The organism is Ruminococcus champanellensis 18P13 = JCM 17042 (assembly GCF_000210095.1).
GTDB classification, from domain to species: Bacteria; Bacillota; Clostridia; order Oscillospirales; family Ruminococcaceae; genus Ruminococcus_F; species Ruminococcus_F champanellensis.
Window position 1 is genome coordinate 1,499,202 of sequence record NC_021039.1, and the last position, 20,250, is coordinate 1,519,451.

16 protein-coding genes and 1 tRNA gene are annotated in these 20,250 nt (G+C 52.6%); 11 read left to right on the top strand and 6 right to left on the bottom strand.

The window, feature by feature from the left end:
• Positions 1–45 precede the first annotated feature (45 nt).
• From RUM_RS06640 to RUM_RS12080, 3 genes are all read left to right on the top strand, one after another.
• Positions 46–1,443 carry an oxaloacetate decarboxylase subunit alpha gene (locus RUM_RS06640; RefSeq protein ID WP_015558394.1) on the top strand — a complete coding sequence of 466 codons (1,398 nt, stop codon included), beginning with the start codon at positions 46–48 and terminating at the stop codon, positions 1,441–1,443.
• 85 nt (positions 1,444–1,528) lie between these two features.
• Positions 1,529–2,476, top strand: a complete 948-nt coding sequence (gene metA / locus RUM_RS06645) for a homoserine O-acetyltransferase MetA (RefSeq protein WP_041326315.1) — start codon at positions 1,529–1,531, stop codon at positions 2,474–2,476.
• A gap of 54 nt (positions 2,477–2,530) precedes the next feature.
• Positions 2,531–3,160, top strand: coding sequence for a DUF4190 domain-containing protein (locus RUM_RS12080; protein ID WP_015558395.1), 630 nt, complete (start codon positions 2,531–2,533; stop codon positions 3,158–3,160).
• Here RUM_RS12080 and RUM_RS06655 read toward each other — a convergent pair.
• The gene (locus RUM_RS06655; protein ID WP_015558396.1) at positions 3,135–3,530 is read right to left on the bottom strand and encodes a DUF2752 domain-containing protein; all 396 of its coding nucleotides are present in this window, start codon (positions 3,528–3,530) and stop codon (positions 3,135–3,137) included. The two genes, RUM_RS12080 and RUM_RS06655, sit on opposite strands and share 26 nt — an antisense overlap.
• Before the next feature lie 3 nt (positions 3,531–3,533).
• Complete coding sequence (locus tag RUM_RS06660) at positions 3,534–4,409, bottom strand: polysaccharide deacetylase family protein (RefSeq protein WP_015558397.1); 876 nt, start codon at positions 4,407–4,409, stop codon at positions 3,534–3,536.
• Between the two features lie 160 nt (positions 4,410–4,569).
• Here RUM_RS06660 and spoIIP point away from each other — a divergent pair, with 160 nt between their 5' ends.
• Both spoIIP and RUM_RS12085 read left to right on the top strand, forming a co-directional pair.
• On the top strand, positions 4,570–5,709 hold the full coding sequence (gene spoIIP / locus RUM_RS06665; RefSeq protein ID WP_015558398.1) for a stage II sporulation protein P: 1,140 nt from the start codon (positions 4,570–4,572) through the stop codon (positions 5,707–5,709).
• 1 nt (position 5,710) lies between these two features.
• Complete coding sequence (locus tag RUM_RS12085; RefSeq protein ID WP_049775521.1) at positions 5,711–6,064, top strand: hypothetical protein; 354 nt, start codon at positions 5,711–5,713, stop codon at positions 6,062–6,064.
• Here RUM_RS12085 and RUM_RS06670 read toward each other — a convergent pair.
• Positions 6,003–6,554 carry a hypothetical protein gene (locus RUM_RS06670; protein WP_041326316.1) on the bottom strand — a complete coding sequence of 184 codons (552 nt, stop codon included), beginning with the start codon at positions 6,552–6,554 and terminating at the stop codon, positions 6,003–6,005. The genes RUM_RS12085 and RUM_RS06670 overlap by 62 nt on opposite strands.
• A 179-nt stretch (positions 6,555–6,733) precedes the next feature.
• Here RUM_RS06670 and RUM_RS06675 point away from each other — a divergent pair.
• A tRNA-Arg gene (locus RUM_RS06675) sits at positions 6,734–6,810 on the top strand.
• A 173-nt stretch (positions 6,811–6,983) separates the two neighbouring features.
• Here RUM_RS06675 and RUM_RS06680 read toward each other — a convergent pair.
• Together RUM_RS06680 and RUM_RS06685 are read right to left on the bottom strand one after the other, a co-directional pair.
• Positions 6,984–8,330 carry an ATP-binding protein gene (locus tag RUM_RS06680; protein WP_041326318.1) on the bottom strand — a complete coding sequence of 449 codons (1,347 nt, stop codon included), beginning with the start codon at positions 8,328–8,330 and terminating at the stop codon, positions 6,984–6,986.
• Positions 8,327–9,070 carry a LytR/AlgR family response regulator transcription factor gene (locus RUM_RS06685; protein ID WP_049775522.1) on the bottom strand — a complete coding sequence of 248 codons (744 nt, stop codon included), beginning with the start codon at positions 9,068–9,070 and terminating at the stop codon, positions 8,327–8,329. The genes RUM_RS06680 and RUM_RS06685 overlap by 4 nt, the downstream gene beginning before the upstream one ends.
• Positions 9,071–9,306: 236 nt before the next feature.
• On the opposite strand from RUM_RS06685, the gene RUM_RS06690 reads away from it, so the two are divergent.
• Entirely contained in the window at positions 9,307–15,564 is a 6,258-nt protein-coding gene (locus tag RUM_RS06690; protein ID WP_015558400.1) for a M26 family metallopeptidase, read from the top strand.
• Positions 15,565–15,687: 123 nt separating this feature from the next.
• The gene (locus RUM_RS06695; protein WP_147645585.1) at positions 15,688–16,572 is read left to right on the top strand and encodes a hypothetical protein; all 885 of its coding nucleotides are present in this window, start codon (positions 15,688–15,690) and stop codon (positions 16,570–16,572) included.
• 52 nt (positions 16,573–16,624) lie between these two features.
• On the opposite strand, the gene RUM_RS06700 is transcribed toward RUM_RS06695, so the two are convergent.
• The gene (locus RUM_RS06700) at positions 16,625–17,002 is read right to left on the bottom strand and encodes an MmcQ/YjbR family DNA-binding protein (RefSeq protein WP_041326320.1); all 378 of its coding nucleotides are present in this window, start codon (positions 17,000–17,002) and stop codon (positions 16,625–16,627) included.
• A gap of 238 nt (positions 17,003–17,240) precedes the next feature.
• Here RUM_RS06700 and hydE point away from each other — a divergent pair, with 238 nt between their 5' ends.
• From hydE to greA, 3 genes are all read left to right on the top strand, one after another.
• Positions 17,241–18,281, top strand: a complete 1,041-nt coding sequence (hydE, locus tag RUM_RS06705) for a [FeFe] hydrogenase H-cluster radical SAM maturase HydE (protein ID WP_015558401.1) — start codon at positions 17,241–17,243, stop codon at positions 18,279–18,281.
• A 156-nt stretch (positions 18,282–18,437) separates the two neighbouring features.
• On the top strand, positions 18,438–19,556 hold the full coding sequence (locus tag RUM_RS06710; RefSeq protein ID WP_015558402.1) for a hypothetical protein: 1,119 nt from the start codon (positions 18,438–18,440) through the stop codon (positions 19,554–19,556).
• Between the two features lie 204 nt (positions 19,557–19,760).
• Complete coding sequence (gene greA / locus RUM_RS06715; protein ID WP_015558403.1) at positions 19,761–20,231, top strand: transcription elongation factor GreA; 471 nt, start codon at positions 19,761–19,763, stop codon at positions 20,229–20,231.
• Positions 20,232–20,250: the final 19 nt, after the last annotated feature.

The window sequence follows — 20,250 nt, forward strand, 5'->3', positions numbered from 1 at the left end:
TGATAGAAAGGATTTTCCGCTCTGTGCGGAAGAGTGGTGAAAGATATGGCTAAAGTAAAGATTACGGAAACCGTGCTCCGTGACGCACACCAGTCCTTGATCGCAACCCGTATGACCACTGCTGATATGCTGCCGATCCTGGAAAAGCTGGATCAGGTGGGCTATCACTCCATCGAGTGCTGGGGCGGTGCGACCTTTGATGCCTGCCTGCGGTTTCTCAACGAGGATCCCTGGGAGCGTCTGCGCACGCTGAAAAAGCATATGCCCCACACCAAGCTGCAAATGCTGTTCCGTGGTCAGAATATGCTGGGCTATCGGCACTATGCAGACGATGTGGTGCAGTATTTTGTACAGAAGTCTGTGGCAAACGGCATTGACGTGATCCGGATTTTTGATGCGCTGAACGATATCCGGAACCTGAAAACCGCCATCGATGCGGCAAAGAAGGAAGGCGCACATACCCAGGTGGCAATTTCCTACACTCTGGGGGATGTATTCACCGAGGAATACTATGTAAATTACGCAAAGCAGATCGAGGAAGCAGGTGCGGACTCTATTTGCATCAAGGATATGGCGGCTCTGCTGACGCCCTATGCCACCGAGCGTCTGGTGAAGGCACTCAAGGCAAACGTAAAGCTGCCCATCCAGCTGCACACCCACTACACCTCCGGTCTGGCGTCCATGTGCCTGCTCAAGGGCATTGAAGCCGGTGCGGATGTGATCGATACCGCTATGTCCCCTCTGGCGCTGGGTACATCCCATGCGCCCACCGAGTCCATGGTGGCTGCCCTCCAGGGTACGCCCTATGATACCGGTCTGGATCTGATGCTGCTGACCGAGATCCGCTCCTATTTTATGGAACTGCGTCAGAAGTATCTGGACAGTGGTCTGCTGGATCCCAAGATGCTGGCGGTTGACGCCAATGCATTGATCTACCAGGTGCCCGGCGGTATGCTTTCCAACCTGCTGTCCCAGTTGAAGCAGGCAGGCAAGGAGGATAAGCTTAACGAGGTGCTCCAGGAAGTACCGAGAGTCCGGAAGGACGCAGGCTACCCGCCCCTGGTAACACCTACCTCCCAGATCGTGGGCACACAGGCTGTGTTCAATGTGATTATGGGGGAGCGGTACAAGACCGTGACCAAGGAATTCAAGGGCATTGTCCGGGGCGAGTATGGCAGAACGCCGGTGCCCATCGATCCTGCATTCCGCAAGAAGATCATCGGGGACGAAAAGCCCATCGACTGCCGTCCGGCAGATTTGCTGGAGCCGGAGATGGATAAGCTCCGCAAGGAATGTGCAGAGTGGGTCACCCAGGACGAGGACGTACTGAGCTATGCACAGTTCGGTCAGGTTGCAGTGAAGTTCTTTGAACGCCGCCGCAATCAACAGTACGGCATTGACGGCGTACACGGAGATGCTGCAAAGCAGATCCATCCGGTTTGATGAACAGACAAAGTGCTGATGAAGCGTTGCTCATCAGCACTTTCCGTGCAGGGTAGCACAAATCAGCAGGAAAGGAGTGGCGGCTGTGCCGATCCGGATTTCACAGGATTTGCCCGCATATCAGATTTTACAGAACGAGAATATTTTCGTGATGACCCATGACCGGGCGGAGCAGCAGGACATCCGTCCGCTGAAGATCCTGATTCTCAACATCATGCCCAAGAAAATCGAAACCGAAACCCAGATTCTGCGGCTGCTCAGCAATACCCCCTTGCAGGTGGATATTGAACTGATGCATGTAGCGTCCCACGTTTCCAAGAATACCTCCCTGAGCCATCTGGAAACCTTCTATACCACCTTCGGGGAGATTAAGGACAAGCATTATGACGGGATGATTATTACCGGGGCGCCGGTGGAGCATCTGCCCTATGAACAGGTGGATTACTGGGATGAGATCTGCCAGATCATGGAGTGGTCCAAGACCCATGTGTTCTCCACCCTGCATATCTGCTGGGCGGCGCAGGCTGGGCTGTACTACCACTTCGGCATCCCCAAATACCCTCTGGCGCAGAAAATGTTCGGCATCTTTCCCCATGTGGTGGAGGTGGAGCATTCCCTGCTGCTGAAGGGCTTTGACGAGTGCTTCTATGTGCCCCATTCCCGGAATACGGAGGTTCGCCGGGCGGATATTGAACAGGTGTCCCAGTTGGAGATCCTCACCAGTTCTCCCATGTCCGGGGTGCATATCGTTGCCAACAAAAACGGCAGACAGTATTTTATCACCGGTCATTCCGAGTACGACCGGGATACCATTGCCCAGGAGTACTTCCGGGATCGGGACAAGGGCATCGATATTCAGATCCCCTATCATTACTTCCCGGAGGATGACCCTACCAGGACTCCACGAGTGACCTGGCGGTGCCACGCCAATCTGATGTTTTCCAACTGGCTCAACTACTGCGTATACCAGCGAACCCCCTACAATCTGGACGAGCTCTCCGTTCGCAACTGGGAATGGGAGATCGGCATATAGCGGCAACACCAAACCTGCGGCAGGCTCAGCCACGCCGCTTTGAGGAGGACAAACATGAATCCACAGGACTATTCCAATCAGTATCCGAACCAGTATCCCAATCAGTACCCCAACAACTGGCAGTCCATGCAGCCCCAGCAGCCGGTGCCGGAGGAGCGGAAGGGCTTTGCCATTGCGTCCCTGGTACTGGGTATTTGCAGCATCGTGCTGATGTGCTGCTGCTGCCTCAACGTGATCACAGCGCCCATTTCCATCATACTGGGCATCATTTCTCTTGCCACGCACCGGGGCGGCAAGGGCTTGTCCATCGCAGGCATCATTTTGTCTGTAGTGAGCATTCTGCTGCTCTTTATCGTATTTCAGAGCACCAGCGTGTTCTGGAAGAACAGCGATCAGATCATGCAGGACTACACCCAGCTCATTCAGGATGCGGATACCGTATTCCCGGCTTATGAGAAGGACGGTACCGTGCCGGATTACCTCCAGAAGTACTACGAGGGTGAATACAAGGAAACCCTGGACAAGTTCGGCATCACCTTTGATGATGTAATGGATTATCTGGATCAGATGTACCAGCAGGGTGAGTTTGATGACCTCCAGTCTGCCCTCGGCAGTACCGGCGGCAACAAAACCTCCTCCGGTGCACCCAAGTCCAGCTTCACCGGGGTGGAGCTAGCATACTGATCCCGTTGCGCAGCAAATAGAACAGGATGAGCATTCCCAGGAGCGGCAGCCAGAAACGCCTGCTTCTGGGAATGATTTTTTTCTGTATGCCGCATGCCGCAAGCAACTGCTCTCCGTACCACAGTAACCCCAGCAGCACCAGCAGGGGTACTCCCGGATTGTACCGGACTGCCAGCCACAGTTGCCCGTTCAGCATTGCCGTGATGCTCCGTGTGCCTCCACAGCCGGGACAGTACAGCCCTGTCAGAAACCAGAGCACACATGGAATGTGGAATATGGCGATCTGATCCAGGTACAGCTTCAGCAGCAGAAACAGGGCAGCAGCTCCAAGGGGAAGCAGAAGGGTCAGCCATTTGCGGCATGGGGTCATGATTTAACTTCCTTTCAATGCTTTTTGCATATAGGCATCGGTGGAAATGCCGTAGGGGCGGTTGTATCTGCCGATGCCAAACAGACAGTCCGGATCTCTTGTGATCCGGTTGGGTTCTTCATAACAGGTCAGGGTAGCCAGAAATCCCATGCTCCGCAGCACCGGGATGCTCTCCCGGCACACATAGCCATAGGGGTAGGTGAACACGACAGGCCGCATCTGCACCTGGGACGCCAGCAGGGACTGAAGCTGTTCCAGATCCGAGCGCAGCAGTTCCCGGTATGCGGTTTCCGACTCCTCCGGCAGAATGCCGCAGCCCTGTCGGTGGGTATGGCTGTGCAGGTCATAGGTGTGGTTGCCGATCTCAATGCGTCCGGACTCCAGCAGAGTCTGGATTTCTGGAAAGGTCAGATAGGAATAAGCGGTTATGTGAGAATCCTGTTCCGCCTGGTTCACAATGTAACTGCCCACCACGGAGATCACAGCGCACATGTCGTACTTTTCCAACAGGGGCAGGCACTGCTCCAGATTGTTGTAATAGCCGTCGTCAAAGGTGATCATCACCGGCTTTTCCGGCAGGGGCTTTCCGTTGTATACATACTCCACCAGATCGGACACAAGCACTGCCTGATAGCCATGGTCGGACAAATAGGCAAGGTCACTTTCCAGCACCTCCGGGGGGACAACATAGTCGCTGTGCCTGCCGGAAAAGACGCTGTGATACATCAGAACCGGCAGGGGGATTCCATTTTCTCTGGGATCCGATACGCCTTCTGTCCGGAACAGGCTGCATCGGAACAGCAGCATCAGCAGCCCCACCGCCACCAGATCACACAGCAGCATGATCAAAAAGCGCTTTACATTGCAGCAACGGTACATGTGCATCTTCCTTTCCTCTGTTGCTTCTAAAGACTATGTGCATTGGGCTTGTCACATTCCCGGCATAACCGGAATGGAGGACGCATAGGATGAAGCAGAGGGTTCATACTATATAGGCGGCACCGCAGCATGCGGCAACGCCTGGGAAGCAGGTGGAAGAATGCGCAGAAGAAGAAACGGATTGCGTGTGCTGATGTGGGGATGCGTTCTGGCAGGAATGCCCCTGCTGGCAGCAGGTATGCTCCAGCTCATTCCCCAGATCCCGGTTGCAGCCAATCGGCTGAATGATTTGCGGACGGATCTGGAGCAGGAACCGGCAGATAACAGGGAGGATCCGCCCTGTTTGTCCAGCGGCTATGGCTGGCTTGCAGAGGAGCCGGACGCCCCGAAACCGGAACAGACCACGGAAGTCGCCACTCAGCCGGAGGCGGAGCCGGTGTTTTACGCCAGTGGGGATCCGGGGGAAAAGCCCTATCCCACTGTGTGGCATCCGGGTAGCGCACGGATCGTCCGGATGGCGTATCAGCGCTATTCCGGCGGAAATATTGTGGATCTGGACAAGTGCGGACAGGTTCGGAACTGTACCAGTGTGGACAATGCCGCATTGTTGGAGGAAAGCCGGAAAGCGCCAGCTTTTACCATTATGGGGGATGGCTCGCCGGAGGTGCTGATCATGCATTCCCATACCACAGAGAGCTTTGAGCCCTATGTGCGGGAGTATGGGGATGCGGAATTCAATTACCGCACGACAGATCCGGCGCTGAGCGTGGTAATGGTGGGGGATCAGATTGAAGCCCAGTTGAAAAAGGCAGGCATCGGCGTGATCCATGACGGTACCATTCATGACTATCCCCGTTATACCGGTTCCTATGACCGGAGCCGGGTGGTGGTCAAGCGGATCCTGGAGGAGAACCCCACCATTAAGGTGGTGCTGGACATCCACCGGGATGCCATTGTCAGCAACGGAAACTTGTTGCAGCCGGTGATTGATGTGGATGGACAGGACACCGCCCAGGTGATGATCATCTCCGGGTGCGACAACGGTTCTCTGAACATGCCAAACTACATGAAAAACTTCCGGTTTGCCAGCTGCCTGCAGCAGCAGATCGAATCCGACACGCCGGGTCTGACCCGGCCGGTGCTGTTCGATTACCGGAAGTATAACCAGGATCTGACCACCGGCAGCCTGCTGATCGAGGTGGGCAGTCACGGGAATACCCTGGCGCAGGTGAAGCGTGCAGGCTCGGTGCTGGGTGCATCCATCGCCCGGGCACTGCTGGATCTGAAGGAGGAAACGTAATATGAAACGGCGTACAAAAAGAACCGCCTGCCTGGCCCTGGTGTATTACATGCTGCTGAACGGGCTGGCGGCGGGGATGCTGCAAGTTTATGTACGATCCTATAATCAAACCAACCGGGAGCCGATCCCGGCGGTGCAGATCACCCGGCAGCCCAGTGCATACCGGGTGCAGGTGGCGCAGGCACAGCTGGAACTGATCGTACCGGAACAGGGGGCACATCAGCGGGAAGTGCTGCTGCCGCCGGCAGTGCGGTATGCTGCCTGGGGGTATGACTGGCTGGAGCAGGCAATGCTCAGGCTAGCTGATGGAAAAACAGTCGGTTTGCATAGTCATTCAATTCTCCCCGGTAGATGAGCAGAGCGCCGGGAATGTGCCGCAGATCCTCCGGCGTACACAGCACTGCCGGTTTGGGCAGGACAATGCCACTTTGTTCGATTATATGGGCGACAAACTGGGAACAGACGTATTTATACCGTCGGTGCAGCCCGATCTGGAACAGCACCGTGCCCATTCCCAGCAGACTATAGGAATACATGCTTCGGTGCAGCTTGAAATGCTCCAATTCGTGCTCAAAGATCAGTCGCTGATGCGGAGTTACCGGGATGGCATACAGCTCACAGGGAATGTCCGAGAATCTGCCCAAGGTGCCCCGTCCTACGATCTCCTGGTTGAAGGTGGCGGGCAGGGGCATGGAAGGAGAGTTGCGGCAGAAGCTGTACATTTCATGCAGATTGCTGTCCGCAGAGATGGAAGCGTGGTTGTAGGGTTTTCTGGTGAAAAAACGGATGATTTTAGCAATGTTGGTACCCGTTCGGCTGACCAGCACGTAGATATAGTCCTGCACACGCACACCTCCTTACATGAATATTGTGAAAACACACAAAAGCAGTAGAAAACTTCCTAATGATTTTCGTGCAAAGAAACTATTTTCTATAATTATAGCATATTCTCTTGAAAAATTCAAGAGAGTTTGGTATAATTATAAAGGTGAGGAACGGGAGCCCTCAACACCCTATAGTCTATGCGTTTGTAGCTCAGCTGGATAGAGCACTGGCCTCCGACGCCAGGTGTCGCAGGTTCGAATCCTGTCAAGCGCACCAAAGCATCCACGCAATCACGTGGGTGCTTTTTCTTTGAAAAGCAATTGGGGAATCTGTTGACACATCTACTGCACAATTTCTGTGCGGCGATGCCCTAGGGCGGCGCCATGCAGAACGTGTACGGTGTCACATAACAGAACATTGCCGTCTGTGAGTTATCACAGACGGCTTTTTTATGCCTGCGTGTCCAAAGTGCCACTTTTCACCTGTAACATCACATCGGCGTAGAACTCGGTTCCCATGTGATGAAACCTTGCGGTGCCCCGGTATTTTTCAGCAATCATTTTTACGGAGTGGATCCCGATTCCGCTGCCCTTCCGCTTGGTGGATTCATACTGCCCGTCCTTCAGCCGGACAAAGCCATCAAAGCTGTTGGTAGAAACAATATAGAGGTTGACGTTGTTTCTCAACTCCACAGACAGGCAGTGATAGCGTGGGGCGGTATCCTCCACCGTACTGCATCCGGCAAAGGCATTTTCAATGAGATTTCCCAGCAGACTGCACAGATCCGGCTCTGCAACATGGATCCATTCCGGGATATCCGTGTGCCAGTCCAGTTGGATTCCATTGCTTGCAGCCAGCTGTGCGTAATAATTCAAAAGTGCGTTGACCGCATGGTTTTTGCAGAAATGCCGGATCTCCGTTTCCGGCAGGCTGCTGACATACTTTGTGAGATACTGCTGCAGGGCGGTTAAATTTCCTGCATCCGCAAGCCGCTTCAGGGTAAACACAGATTGCTTGAAATCATGCCGTTCCTTGGCAGTATCTTCGATGTATTTTTTCTGCATCCGATACTGATTCTCCGCCATTTCAAAGAACTGGATCCGTTCCTGGATGGCGGCTGTGCGTAAGATCCCCATTGCCGTATGGTAAAAGGAAACGTACATCGCAATCAGAAACAGCAGCAGCACCAGCAGCAGCGTAATATATATGGGGAAGCACCTGCCCACGTACAGGGTGGCGTAGTGCCGGGGGATGATGGCGAGATTCAGCAGTAGAAAGGTGGCGGACACAGCGATCATAGAGCCCCATGCGCCGGAAACCAGCAGCCGGTCAATCAGGATGCTGCCCCACTTGCGCAGGGGGAAGATGAGCAGTACCGCCGCCACGCCGGTGGCTGCAAACTGAAACAGAGCTGCCTGCCAGCTGAACTGACCGGAGGTGCTCCCCGGATGGAGCCATGCGTCATAGGCGTAGGAAAAATTGGAGACGAATGCGGACACCACACAGCTGAACAAGAATGTGCAGATACAGCGGCTCCAGTCGGTTTTTAATGTCAGGCGATAGCCCACGCTGAACAGCAGCAGAGAGGGCAGCAGGATTATGTTGCAGTCCAGTCCCAGGGCAGCTGCACACCAGGCAGCAGCCGGAATATAGACCAGCAGCGTACCTGCCGCAAGCAATGCGGTTTTTCCCGGGGAGAATCGCAGCTGTCGATGCATGGGCAGGTAGCACAGCATGGCAGAAGGGATCAGCACCAGAAACTGTACTGCCTGTTGCAGCCAATTCAGAATCGTCAAGAGGATCGCCTGCCTTTCTGTCCGCTGCGGATTGCGGAAAAGCTGTAATGCAGCCAGGCTTCTTCAATGTTTGCCCTGTCCCTGACCTTAACCGGAAGAGTTTCACCGCTGCTCATGCGGCAGCCGTATTCCCCGAAAGCGGTGATGTGATCCATATTGACCAGCACGCCCTTGTTGATCAGCAGAAACCGCTTGTCCCGGGCAAGGGGATCGGCAAAGTCTGAAAATTTCATGCGTGTGCTGTATTTGTTCCCGCTGCTGTCCGTGATGCGCACATAATGGTCGTCTGCAACGGCAGAAACAAACTGCTCATACAACAGGCGGACAGTCTGCCTGTTGCTGGTGAATGTGAGGTATCTCGCCTTGGGAGGCATGACCCGGAGCACATCCTCCATGACCTTGCGGATTCGGTCTGGCTCAAATGGCTTTTGTATGTATTCAAAGGCGTGACAGGCAAATGCCTCCGGCATATGCTCCATGCTGGTGGTCAGAAAAATCAGAATACAGCGACTGTCCTGATGACGCAGAGCGGCGGCTGTTTCTGTTCCGGACATGCCCTGCATGTAGATATCCATGAACACCACATCAAAGCCACCCGGTTCAAAGTGTTTCAGGAAGTCTTCGCCGCTGGAAAAGCAATGGATCTCAAACTCCACTGCCAGCTCCGCACCCAGGCAGTTCAGAGCATGCTCCATGTTGGCGGATTCCTCCGGCATATCATCTACAATCCCAATACGCACCTTTCACACCTCGCTCCTGTCAATACATAGCATCCGGCTGTTCACAGTCACCCACTCTATTATACAATATCCGCAAGGCTTTTTCCACTCCTTTCGCTGACGTTTACGACAGAAAATTGACGTTCACGACAGTTTGATTGCAATGCTCCGCTGGATGTGGTATAATAAGGGCAACGCAGTACCCCCCGCAGGTTCTGTGGGGATTTGTCTGAAATATACAGAAAGGAATGAAAGCGATGAAAAAAACACTGAAGAAACTGACGGCTCTGTTTGCCGCATTGCTGATGTGCGGATCACCCCTCCTGGAGTTCCCGGACGGCAGCTTCCGCCTGGATCTTTTAGCATGGGCGGCAGAGGAAACGGAGCATACGGAGCACAGCTATGACAACGGCTTCTGTACCTCCTGTCAGGCACTCCAGCCAGCCGAGCAGAATGCAGAGGCGACCTATGAGATCGGCAACGCAGGACAGCTGTTCTGGTTTGCGGCTCTGGTCAACGGTACCCTTACAGACGGAACAGAACAGAATACAGCAGCAAACGCCGAATTGACGGCGGATATTACGGTAAACAAATATGTAGTGAACGAGGACGGCTCGCTCAATGAATATGATGCGGATAGCTTTCGCCCATGGACACCCATTGGATCTTATTATGGCACTGGAGAGAAAAATAGGTTTAAAGGTGCGCTTAACGGAAAGGGCCATACTGTCAGGGGTCTTTATATGCAGAAATTGATTTTTGGTGTGGGGCTTGTGGGTGCAGCCGGTGCCTCTGCAAGCATTTCCAACATCCGTGTTGTGGACTCCTATTTTTCCGGAAGGGATTATGTAGGCGGCATCTGTGGAGTTATAGAGAATGGCAGCGACATTGTAAACTGCTCTTTTGCCGGTTCCGTTACTGCGGATAACAGCGTCGGTGGTATCTGCGGCAGGGCTGTAAGCACAAACATTGAGCGTTGCTATGCGAACAGTACCGTGACCAATTCTTTGTCGTATTTGGGCGGCATTTGCGGCAGCGTAGACTCGGCATCGATCGACCACTGTTATTTCAACAAGGAGCGGTTCAGCGGAGAGGTCGTGAGCCGTACCGTTTCTTCTACCATTACAAATTCCTCGGGGGAGAGTGCCGCAGAGGTGGCAAGCGGTAGGATTGCATATCTGCTCCAGGAGGGACAGTCGGAGCCGTTCTGGGGACAGAAACTCGGCGAGGACAGTGATCCGATGCTGGGCGGCGCAAAGGTCTATCAGGTAGACGTATACAGCACCTGTGACAAGGCAGGCGAGCCTGGAGTCGGATACAGCAATACGGATCAGCCCCTGTACAGCCAGCATGTGGACTACGAGGCGCATAATGGCTTCTGCGCCTGCGGTGCAACTCCCCAGGCTGCTGCACAGAATGCAGAGGGGTACTACGAGATCTCCAACCCGGGGCAGCTGTACTGGTTTGCAGGGCTTGTGAACGGCACGCTTGCAGGCGTGTCCCGGAACACCTCTGCCAATGCAGTGCTGACGGCGGATATCACGATCAATGAAAACGTGCTGCTGGAGGACGGTACCCTGAATGCGGAGAAGACAGCTGCGTTCCGACCCTGGTCGCCCCTGGGTGACGATTACATGAATCCCTATGCAGGTAATTTCAACGGCGGCAATCATACGGTCAGCGGCTTGTATTTGGATATGGAACAGGGCAACGGCGGTTTTATCGGCATTCTGGAAAGCGGGAGAACTGTTTCCGATCTTACCATTGCGGATTCCTACTTCAAGGCGCAGACATCCGTGGGCGGTATCTGCGGTGTGGCCAACGGCAATATCCAGAACTGCCACAATGGGGCAACCCTGTCCGGTACGGCTTCCGGCGGCGGTATCTGCGGACAGAGCGGCACGGGAACGGTCATTTCCGGTTGTACCAATACCGGCAGGATCTTTGCTACATATATCGGCGGCGGCATCTGCGGCTATTCCGGGAAGACTGCAACCATCAAAAATTGCTTCAATTCCGGTTCCGTCAGCGCAGGAGGCTGTGCCGGCGGCATCTGCGGATCCGGGTATGATACGTATTACATTCAGAACTGTGCCAACATCGGCACTGTGACCAACGACCAGGATTGTGCCAGCATCTGCGGTCAGCCCAGCACCAGCAGCAGCACCGGGCAGGGAGCGGTCATCACTGATTGCTATTACCTGGAGAAGGCAGTGCCGGATGCCAATGCGGAGTCGCTGAACGGGGAGGCGTTTTCCTCCGGCAAGGCGGCATTTCTGCTGCAAGGCTCCCAGCCGGAGCAGGCTTGGGGACAGAAGCTGGGGACGGATGCATACCCCATCCCCGGCAGTCCGGACATTGTGTATAAAAACGGCATCTTTGAAAGCTGTGAGCTGGAGCCAGTTGTGGTTTACGGCAATGCCCCGGCGGAGCCGGTTTACAACGGACATGGTGGTTATGCATCCCACAACGGCTTCTGCGCTTGCGGAGAAACCATACAGCCTGCACTGCAGAATGCAGCAGGCGCATACGAGATCGGCAACACCGGACAGCTGCTCTGGTTTGCAAAGCTTGTAAACGGAGCCCTTGCGGATGTGGAGCAGAATCTGTCCGCCAATGCAGTGCTGACAGCGGATATTGTGCTCAACGAAAACCTGCTGAATGACCAGGGAGAACTGAACGAGGGAACATTCCGCCCCTGGACGCCCATGGGTACGGAGGATACGCCATACACCGGCAGCTTTGACGGACAGGGGCATGCCATCAAGGGAATATATCTGAATGAAAGCGGCACGGACAACGCAGGCTTGTTCCGTGCATCAAACGGCACGATCGCCAATCTGCGCCTGGTGGACTGCTATGTCATCGGACAGCGTAAAGTGGGTGCTGTCTGCGGCTTAAACAACGGAACCATTCGCAATTGCGCTGTTTCCGGTATGGTAACAGGCACTATAAATGTAGGGGGTATTTGCGGCTACATGGAGAAAAATAGGGTGGTGGAAAACTGCCTGAGTGATGTTCGTGTAACCGCTACCGCTTATGGAGCCGGTGGAATCTGCGGCAGCAGCGGCGGAATCATCAGATACTGCCTGGTTTTGGGGCCCGTCAGCGGCAACACCTTACAAGGCGGCATCTGCGGTGGTTATTTAGGAATGTATGCAATCATACAGAACAGCTATTTTAACAGTGATGTATTTGACGGTAAGGTAATACCAATAGATACCAATTGCGAAATCACGGATTCTTCGGGCAAGACTGCCGCAGAGCTGGCAAGCGGTGAAGTTGCTTGTCAGCTGGGAGAAGCCTGGGGACAGAACATTGACAACGGAGAAACGGTTCAGGACATACCTGTGCTTGGAGGCGCAAGGGTTTACCTGAGACGGATTTACACCACCTGCGCCAAGTCGGATACCCCCGTCACTGTTTACAGCAATACCAACGGGGATCAGGCTCCGGCTCATGATCTGAACAACGGCTTCTGTGAAACCTGCGGTTACATGGAGCCGGCGGTGCAGAATGCGGAAGGTACTTATGAGATTGGCAACGCCGGGCAGATGTACTGGTTCGCAGGGCTTGTGAACGGTACGCTGGAAAGCGTGGAGCAGAAACGATCTGCCAATGCTGTGCTGACAGCGGATATTGTACTGAACAAACATGTGCTGAACGATGCCGGCGAACTGAACCAGGGTACGTTCCGCCCCTGGACACCAATGGGGATCAGCGATGTACCTTATATGGGCGTCTTTGACGGACAAGGGCATGCCATCCAGGGAATGTATCTGAATGAAAGCGACACCGACTATGTAGGCTTGTTCCGTTCTGCATCCGGTACGATCACCAATTTATGCCTGGATGATTTCTATGTAAACGGGCGATCTAAAGTCGGCGGGCTTTGCGGTAGAAACAGCGGAACCATTAGAGAGTGTTACACTTACGGTCTGGCTGTGGGGAATTCCTATTTGGGCGGCATCTGTGGATGGAATTGTAGTAGCGGCGTGGTGGAGCACTGCATCAATGATGCCTGGGTGACCGGCACAGAGGATGCCATCGCGATTGGTGGTATCTGCGGCGTAAACGACGCTTATCTACAGGGATGCGCCAATACAGCCTCCCTGCAGGGGGACTATAATCTTGGCGGTGTGTGCGGCAGCAATAATCAGTCGATTCTGAACTGCTACAGCACGGGAGACCTGGAAGGTCTGAGCAATGTAGGCGGCGTTTGCGGATTGAATACTGGCTCTCTTGTGTGCTGCTACAGCTTCTGCAACGTAACGGGCAACGAAAATGTCGGCGGTATTGCGGGTCTGCAGAGCACGAAAGGAAAAATGGAAGTCTGCTATTTTAACAGCGATCTGTTCAGCGGTCCGGTATTCGGCGGCGAGGACGGTAAAATGGAGAAGTCCTCCCCCATGACTGCGGATGCCTTTGCCTCCGGTGAGGTCGCATACCTTTTTCAATCCAGACTGTTGGATTCTCCCTGGGGACAGCTGCTTGGTATGGATCCCATGCCGACGCTCTACAACCCGAATATTGTGTACAAAAATCAAGCATACGATAGCTGTGAGCTGGAAGCGGGTACGGTTTACGGCAATGCCCCGGCGGAGCCGGTTTACAACGGACACGGAGGCTATGAGTCCCGCAACGGCTTCTGCGCCTGCGGCAAGACGGTGCAGCCTGCTGTTCTGAACGACAACATGAAGTATGAGATCAGCAATGCTGGTCAGCTGTACTGGTTTGCCGGGCTTGTGAACGATACACTGGAAAATGTGGATCAGAACCGGTATGCCAATGCTGTGCTGACGGCGAATATCACAGTGAACCAATTTGTGCTGAGCGGTGGGGCGCTATCGGGAGAAGATCATCGTAAGTGGACGCCCATTGGAACACCCGGAGCAGCCTATGCAGGTACCTTTGACGGAAACGGTTACAGCATCAGCGGACTGTACGTGAACGATGCTGACCTGGATCATGTGGGACTCTTTGGAATGTCCGAGGGTAAGATCTGCAATGTCCGCATCATGGATTCCTATCTGCTGGGCAGGATTGCCGTAGGGGCTGTGTGCGGCTATAATGATGGTACCATCCGGCAATGCGCTGTGGAAGGCGTTGTAAAAGGCAGTACCAGTGTAGGCGGTATCTGCGGCGTCAATGATTCGGCTATCCTCGGTCGCATTCAGAATTGCCAGAATGCTGCCAGTGTATCGGCAGATGCCAATGCCGGCGGCATTTGCGGCAGAAATGACGGAACCATTCAGAGATGCTGCAGCGTTGGGCAGGTGACCAGCAACCTATACGCAGGTGGTATCAGCGGCATCAATGACGCTGAGGGAAGCATCGAAATCTGCTTCTACAACAGCGACGTGTTCAGCGGCGATGGGATCGGAACCGAGACTGGAAAATCAAAGGACGTTCTGGGAAAGAACGCTGCGGAACTCTATTCCGGCGAGGTGGCATACCTCCTGCAATCGGGACAGTCGGGTGAGATCTGGGGGCAGGACCTGGACAACGGAAAGATCCATCAGAGTGAACCTTCTCTGGACGGCGAAAAAGTATATCAGTACTTAACCTATGAAGGCTGCAACAACCAGGCGCCCTATACCGTTTCCTACAGCAACACGGCGCTGCAGGATACCTTCCGGGGGCATGTGTACGAAAACGGCAAGTGCAAGTACTGCGATTTCTTTGAAAATCAGGTTGGCGCACACCTGGTTGGTTATTCTCTGAGCCTGGGCGGCAATATCGGCGTTCGCTTCTACATGGAGCTGGATCCTCGCACTGTAGCACGCTTCGACAGCTATATGCTGTTTACTTTGCCAGATGGTCAGACTAAGAAGATCTATGTATCGGATGCCATAAGGGAGACCCGCAACAACCAGACCTATTATATCTTCAACTGCGAGGTCGCTCCGAAGGAAATGACTGCCCCGATTACGGCACAGATGTATGCCGGCTCGCTGTGCAGTGAACTTTACACTTTTATGGTGGCGGACTATGCAGACTATATTTTCGACCACGAGAATCAGTATTCTGCGGAAACGGTGGCACTGACCCAGGAGATCCTGCGGTATGGTGCATACGCCAAGGCATACTTTGACGGGGATACTTTGGGCGCTGCTGAGGAAATGCGCGGCATCACTGCGGATACTCTGGCGGATGCAAATCCCACCGTATCCGGCACATTGCCGGCGGGCATTACCTACTACGGCTCCAGCTTGGTGCTGGAATCCGATATGATCCTGCGGCATTACTTCAAGGTGAAAACCGGTGTGGACGTGAGCCAATACGGCTTTAGCGGCAACAAGGGGGAGTATTACTATATGGATCAGCAGATCACCCCCGGCAGAACCGCTGCTGACTGTGTGATCGGCGATTACACCCTGCACTATGACACCATGTGCTATGTGCATGCAGTGCTGGCAAGTCCGGATGCGCCGGAGAATCTGCAGCAGCTTGCTGCGGCTCTGTATCTGTACAACCAGGCGGCGGCAGCATATCTGAAAAACGTAATTGGATAAACCAACAGCCTCATCGGGAAACCGATGGGGCTGTTTTTGCCTTCAGTGATTGCAAGTAATGGATATTTGTGATAAAATATGATACAAAGCATCTGAATAAACGGACGAAAAGAGGTGGCATGCTTGAAACGATACAGGGTTGCTTTGTGTGGACTGATCCTGCTGATGGTGCTGGTAATGCTGAATGGATGTCATGCAGAATATGAATGTACCATTCAGTTCCAGGAGGGAACAGAGGCGGAGGGGATGCTGGAGCTGCTGATTCCACTGGCGGAGGAGGATCCGGAGTATCGTGAATACAAGGAGATTGAGGGTGTAAGGAAATCCGCACCCCCGGTGGCGCTGCAGGATGGGAGCACATATCGGAGCATTCAATGGTATTCCCATCTGTCAGATATACGCACGAATCCGGGAAAGACTACGCTGTGCTTCAATGCAGCTGATGAGTTTCTCAATTTGTGTGAAACTCGTCGGAGTTTCAGGATCGCCTTGGTGGATTCCCAGGGGAATCTGCTTCAGCTGTCGGAGGAATACCCCTTTCAGTCCGGAAAGCAGAGCTATCTGGTGCCGCCCATCCTATACAATCCGGAAACCAATACGGTGCTGCCCCAGTACCGGTATCGGCAGACCTTTGCGCAAGTGATCCGGGATTTGATCCTATGCAGGATGATGAAGAGTGTGCCTTGGGCAGCCATTGCAGCTCTGATTACAATACTGGTACGAAGATGGACTGGCGGGGCGGGTGTTTCCAACCGCTATTACCAATTATATTTTCTTGCATTGTGCCTGCCAAGCCTGATCTATCTGGGCTGTACCTTGTACGAGGCATTCCAGAGCACATTGACAAACCAGGAAGCGTGGAAGCGGTTTTTCGAGCTTATGCATTTTTCCACAAAGGAACTATGCTGGTTTGCAGTATCCTATCTGATCCTGTTGCTTTTGGGTTGCTGGAATGCGGTGAATCGGATTCGCCGCTGGGTACAGAAAAACCTGGACCCGCCGCAATAATTGGATTTAAGGCAACACCTTCGGGGCTTTGCGTATGGGGACAACTATTGCCTTAGGATTTCCCCTTGCATGCGTTTGACTTGGTGGCAGCGTAGCTCATATCCAGGAGCATTTTGATGGTTTCGTCTGATGCGCTGCCGTCCAGCGCCACTGTGATCCAGTGGGTTTTGTTCATGTGATATGCAGGAAAGCAGCCCGGCCGCTCCCGAAGGGAAGGAATCAGCAGGGGATCGCATTTCAGATTGACCACATCCAGCATATCCGAACCGGACAGCCCGAGTTTATCTCTGGATACGTTCATAATCAGTGCAAACCATTTGCGGTTGCCCCTGTGGCGAAACACCTTGTGCCGGGGATGACTTGCCCAGGGACAGTCCGACTCCGACGGGTACCAGGCAAGGATGAATTGTTCAAATTCTGTTCGATTCACTGTGGTCGCCTCTTGATTGGAATAAGGCAGCACCGCACAAAGAATATGCGGTAGATGTTGGGCGGATTTTTCGTCATCAGATGCTGGGCAAAGCCGCCAGGCTAGCTCTGTGCAGTGTTGCTGTAAGTATGTCCTTATTGTATCATAAACGAGGCATCACAGCAAGGCTTCTCACCTTGACAAAATCCTATGGGTTCGGTATACTATATCATAGAAACCTACACAGAAAGGAAACGCCATGCATTGCAAGGAATGGATCGACAAGCTGGAGGTACAGCCCCTGGAGCGGGCAGAATACATCCGGCTGTTGTCAGACTATACAGAGGAAGACAGGCTGTATGCCCAGGAAAAGGCACGGAAAATCGGGGATCGATACTTTGGAAAGCAGATCTTCGTCCGGGGACTGATCGAATTTACAAGCTACTGCAAAAATGACTGCTATTACTGCGGTCTGCGCCGGAGCAATCCCAAGGCGGAGCGCTACCGACTGACGGAGGAGGAGATCCTGGATTGCTGTCGGGAGGGGTATGCCCTCGGCTTCCGCACCTTTGTACTGCAAGGGGGAGAGGACGCTTATTTCACCAGGGAGCGGATGGTACACATAATCCGGCAGATCAAAGGTGCCTATCCGGACTGCGCTCTGACCCTGTCCATCGGGGAGCGGTGTCGGGCGGATTATGCAGCATTCCGACAGGCCGGGGCTGACCGGTATCTGCTGCGGCATGAAACGGCGGATCCGGCACATTACCGTGTTTTGCATCCGGAGCCTCTTTCCCTGGAGCATCGGATCAAATGCCTGGAAACGCTCAAGGAACTGGGTTTCCAGACCGGCTGCGGCTTTATGGTGGGATCCCCCGGGCAGACTCCGGAAACCCTGGCAGAGGACTTGCTGTTTATCCGGCGGTTGCAACCGCAAATGGTAGGTATCGGCCCCTTCATTCCCCATGGGGACACCCCTTTTCATAATAAGCCCCAGGGGACTCTGGAATTGACCCTGTTTCTGCTGAGCCTGATCCGGATCCAGCAGAAGCAGGTGCTGCTGCCTGCCACCACGGCGCTGGGTACGATTGATCCCCGAGGGCGGGAGCTTGGGATTCTGGCTGGTGCCAATGTGGTGATGCCGAATCTTTCTCCGGTGGCGGTGCGGAAGAAATATTCTCTGTACGACAACAAGATCTGCACCGGGGAGGAAAGCGCCCAGTGCCGTTCCTGTCTCCAAAAGCGGATGGAGTCCATCGGCTACACTTTGGTGACTGACCGGGGGGATTATCCTGCGTAGCTGCTCCATTCTCAATTAAATGGACAAAAAAGTTCAATGAATCGCCGGATTGCTTCCTTGCGTTTTGAACAAAGCACGGATTTCGGAGGCGGACTGTGCAAAGCGCGCCGAAGGCTTTGCGCAGTGTTGCCCTACAGCTTATAAGCGGAGGAGTATATGCTCGATAAAGCCCAGGAAGACATGATCCAATCAATTTGTTTTGGATTGAAAAAAATAAAAAGCAAAAGTAAAGTCCTTATAATTCTCCAGTTGATTACCGACGTTTATTTGTTTTCAAGCTTGCTTATGGAACTAATATCGTCGTTCTATGCATTGCCTTTCATAACGCTGATTGTTATTATAGTGAAAGCGGTACTTACGAGCATGAAACGAGATACTGTATCATGTGCTATATGCTCAGCACTCAATTTATCAGCCTTTGCAATGGCATTTGCTTTTAAAATAATAGATTATAATACAGCCGCTGCATTTATAATCGCCTTCATGATTTATGGTCTGCGCATAAAGCAATGTGTTATTGAAAAGAAAATCAACTCGCTCTACGGATACCCGACCTTTCATGCTTTTTTTATTATCAACGAATTAAAAAAGGACGAGTCTCTTTCCAACGAAGTGATTGCTGAATATAGTTTGATAGACAATGATCCTCTGTTAAAAAGTGAAATGAAGAGAATCCGGATGAGCCCATTGATAAATGTTATACGTCTATTGGGAGTAGTCGGGGTTGTTGCCGGAATCATTATAATGTGTAACGGTCTGAACACTTCAGTAAAGATCAACAGTGCAGGGGCGATGAATACGGTCTCAAGCTCTCCAAACGGCACTTATTTCTGTGGTTCAACAAATAAAATATGTGGTATATCAAATACCGGTATGGATAAAAATGCTGAAGATATTTATTGGTGTATAATTGGTGACGAGTGTGTTACAATAAAAGTTCCTTTGCAATACAAAGAGATTTTCGCTAAGTTTTATAATCGTACTGAAGAAAATGATAGTTCATCTTATGATGAATATTCCAATGAAAAAGTTGAATTTCGTGGAATCGTTTGCGATGCAAGCAAATATGATGCAAGCATTATTAATACCAAAACTCTGAAATCCGAAGAGGATTCATTGATTATAACGGATAAGTTCATCGAAGTCATTTCTCCAGATATCTTAGAGAAAAACATGAACCTCGGGTTCACGATCACTTTGATTGGTATAGCAGCTTATATGATTACGATTGTACTTAGGGCAACATCGGACAAAGCTTATGCGGCGTTGCCTTAACTTAACCTTTTACAGTTCCAATGTTTGATACATAGACCGGACTTGTATTGTATAAAGCCCTCATTTTTCTTAAAATTAGTATACTTGATTTAATGTTTTAAAACGGAGATCTTTCGCTTTTTATTGACAAGGCGTCAAAAATCTGATATACTAATATATTGTATAGGTGTAACCTGATATTGAAGTGAATGAGGAGTTGTTACTATGGCAAAGAAGCAGATGTCCCGTGAGGGTTACGAAAAGCTGGAACAGAAGCTAAGCTATCTGATTACCGTGCGCCGTGCGGAAGTAGCACAGAAACTGAAAGAGGCACGTTCCTTCGGCGACTTGTCCGAGAATGCAGAGTACGATGAGGCAAAAAACGAACAGGGCATCCTGGAAGCGGAAATTGCCGAGCTGCAAATCACCCTGGAAAATGCGGAGATCGTGGAAGATGATAACATTTCCGTGGACGAGATCGGTATGGGCTCCATCATTGAGATTCGCCGGGTTGGCACGGACAAGATCGAGCGGCTCCAGATCGTAGGCACCAACGAGGCAAACTTCAAGGAGGGCAAGATCTCCGACGAATCTCCCATCGGCAAATCGGCGCTGAAAAAGCGTGTGGGCGATACCTTCCTGGTAGAGGCACCCGCCGGTGAGCTGGAGTTCGAGGTTGTAGCAATTTCCAAGTAACAGAAAGGAGTGTGCGGAG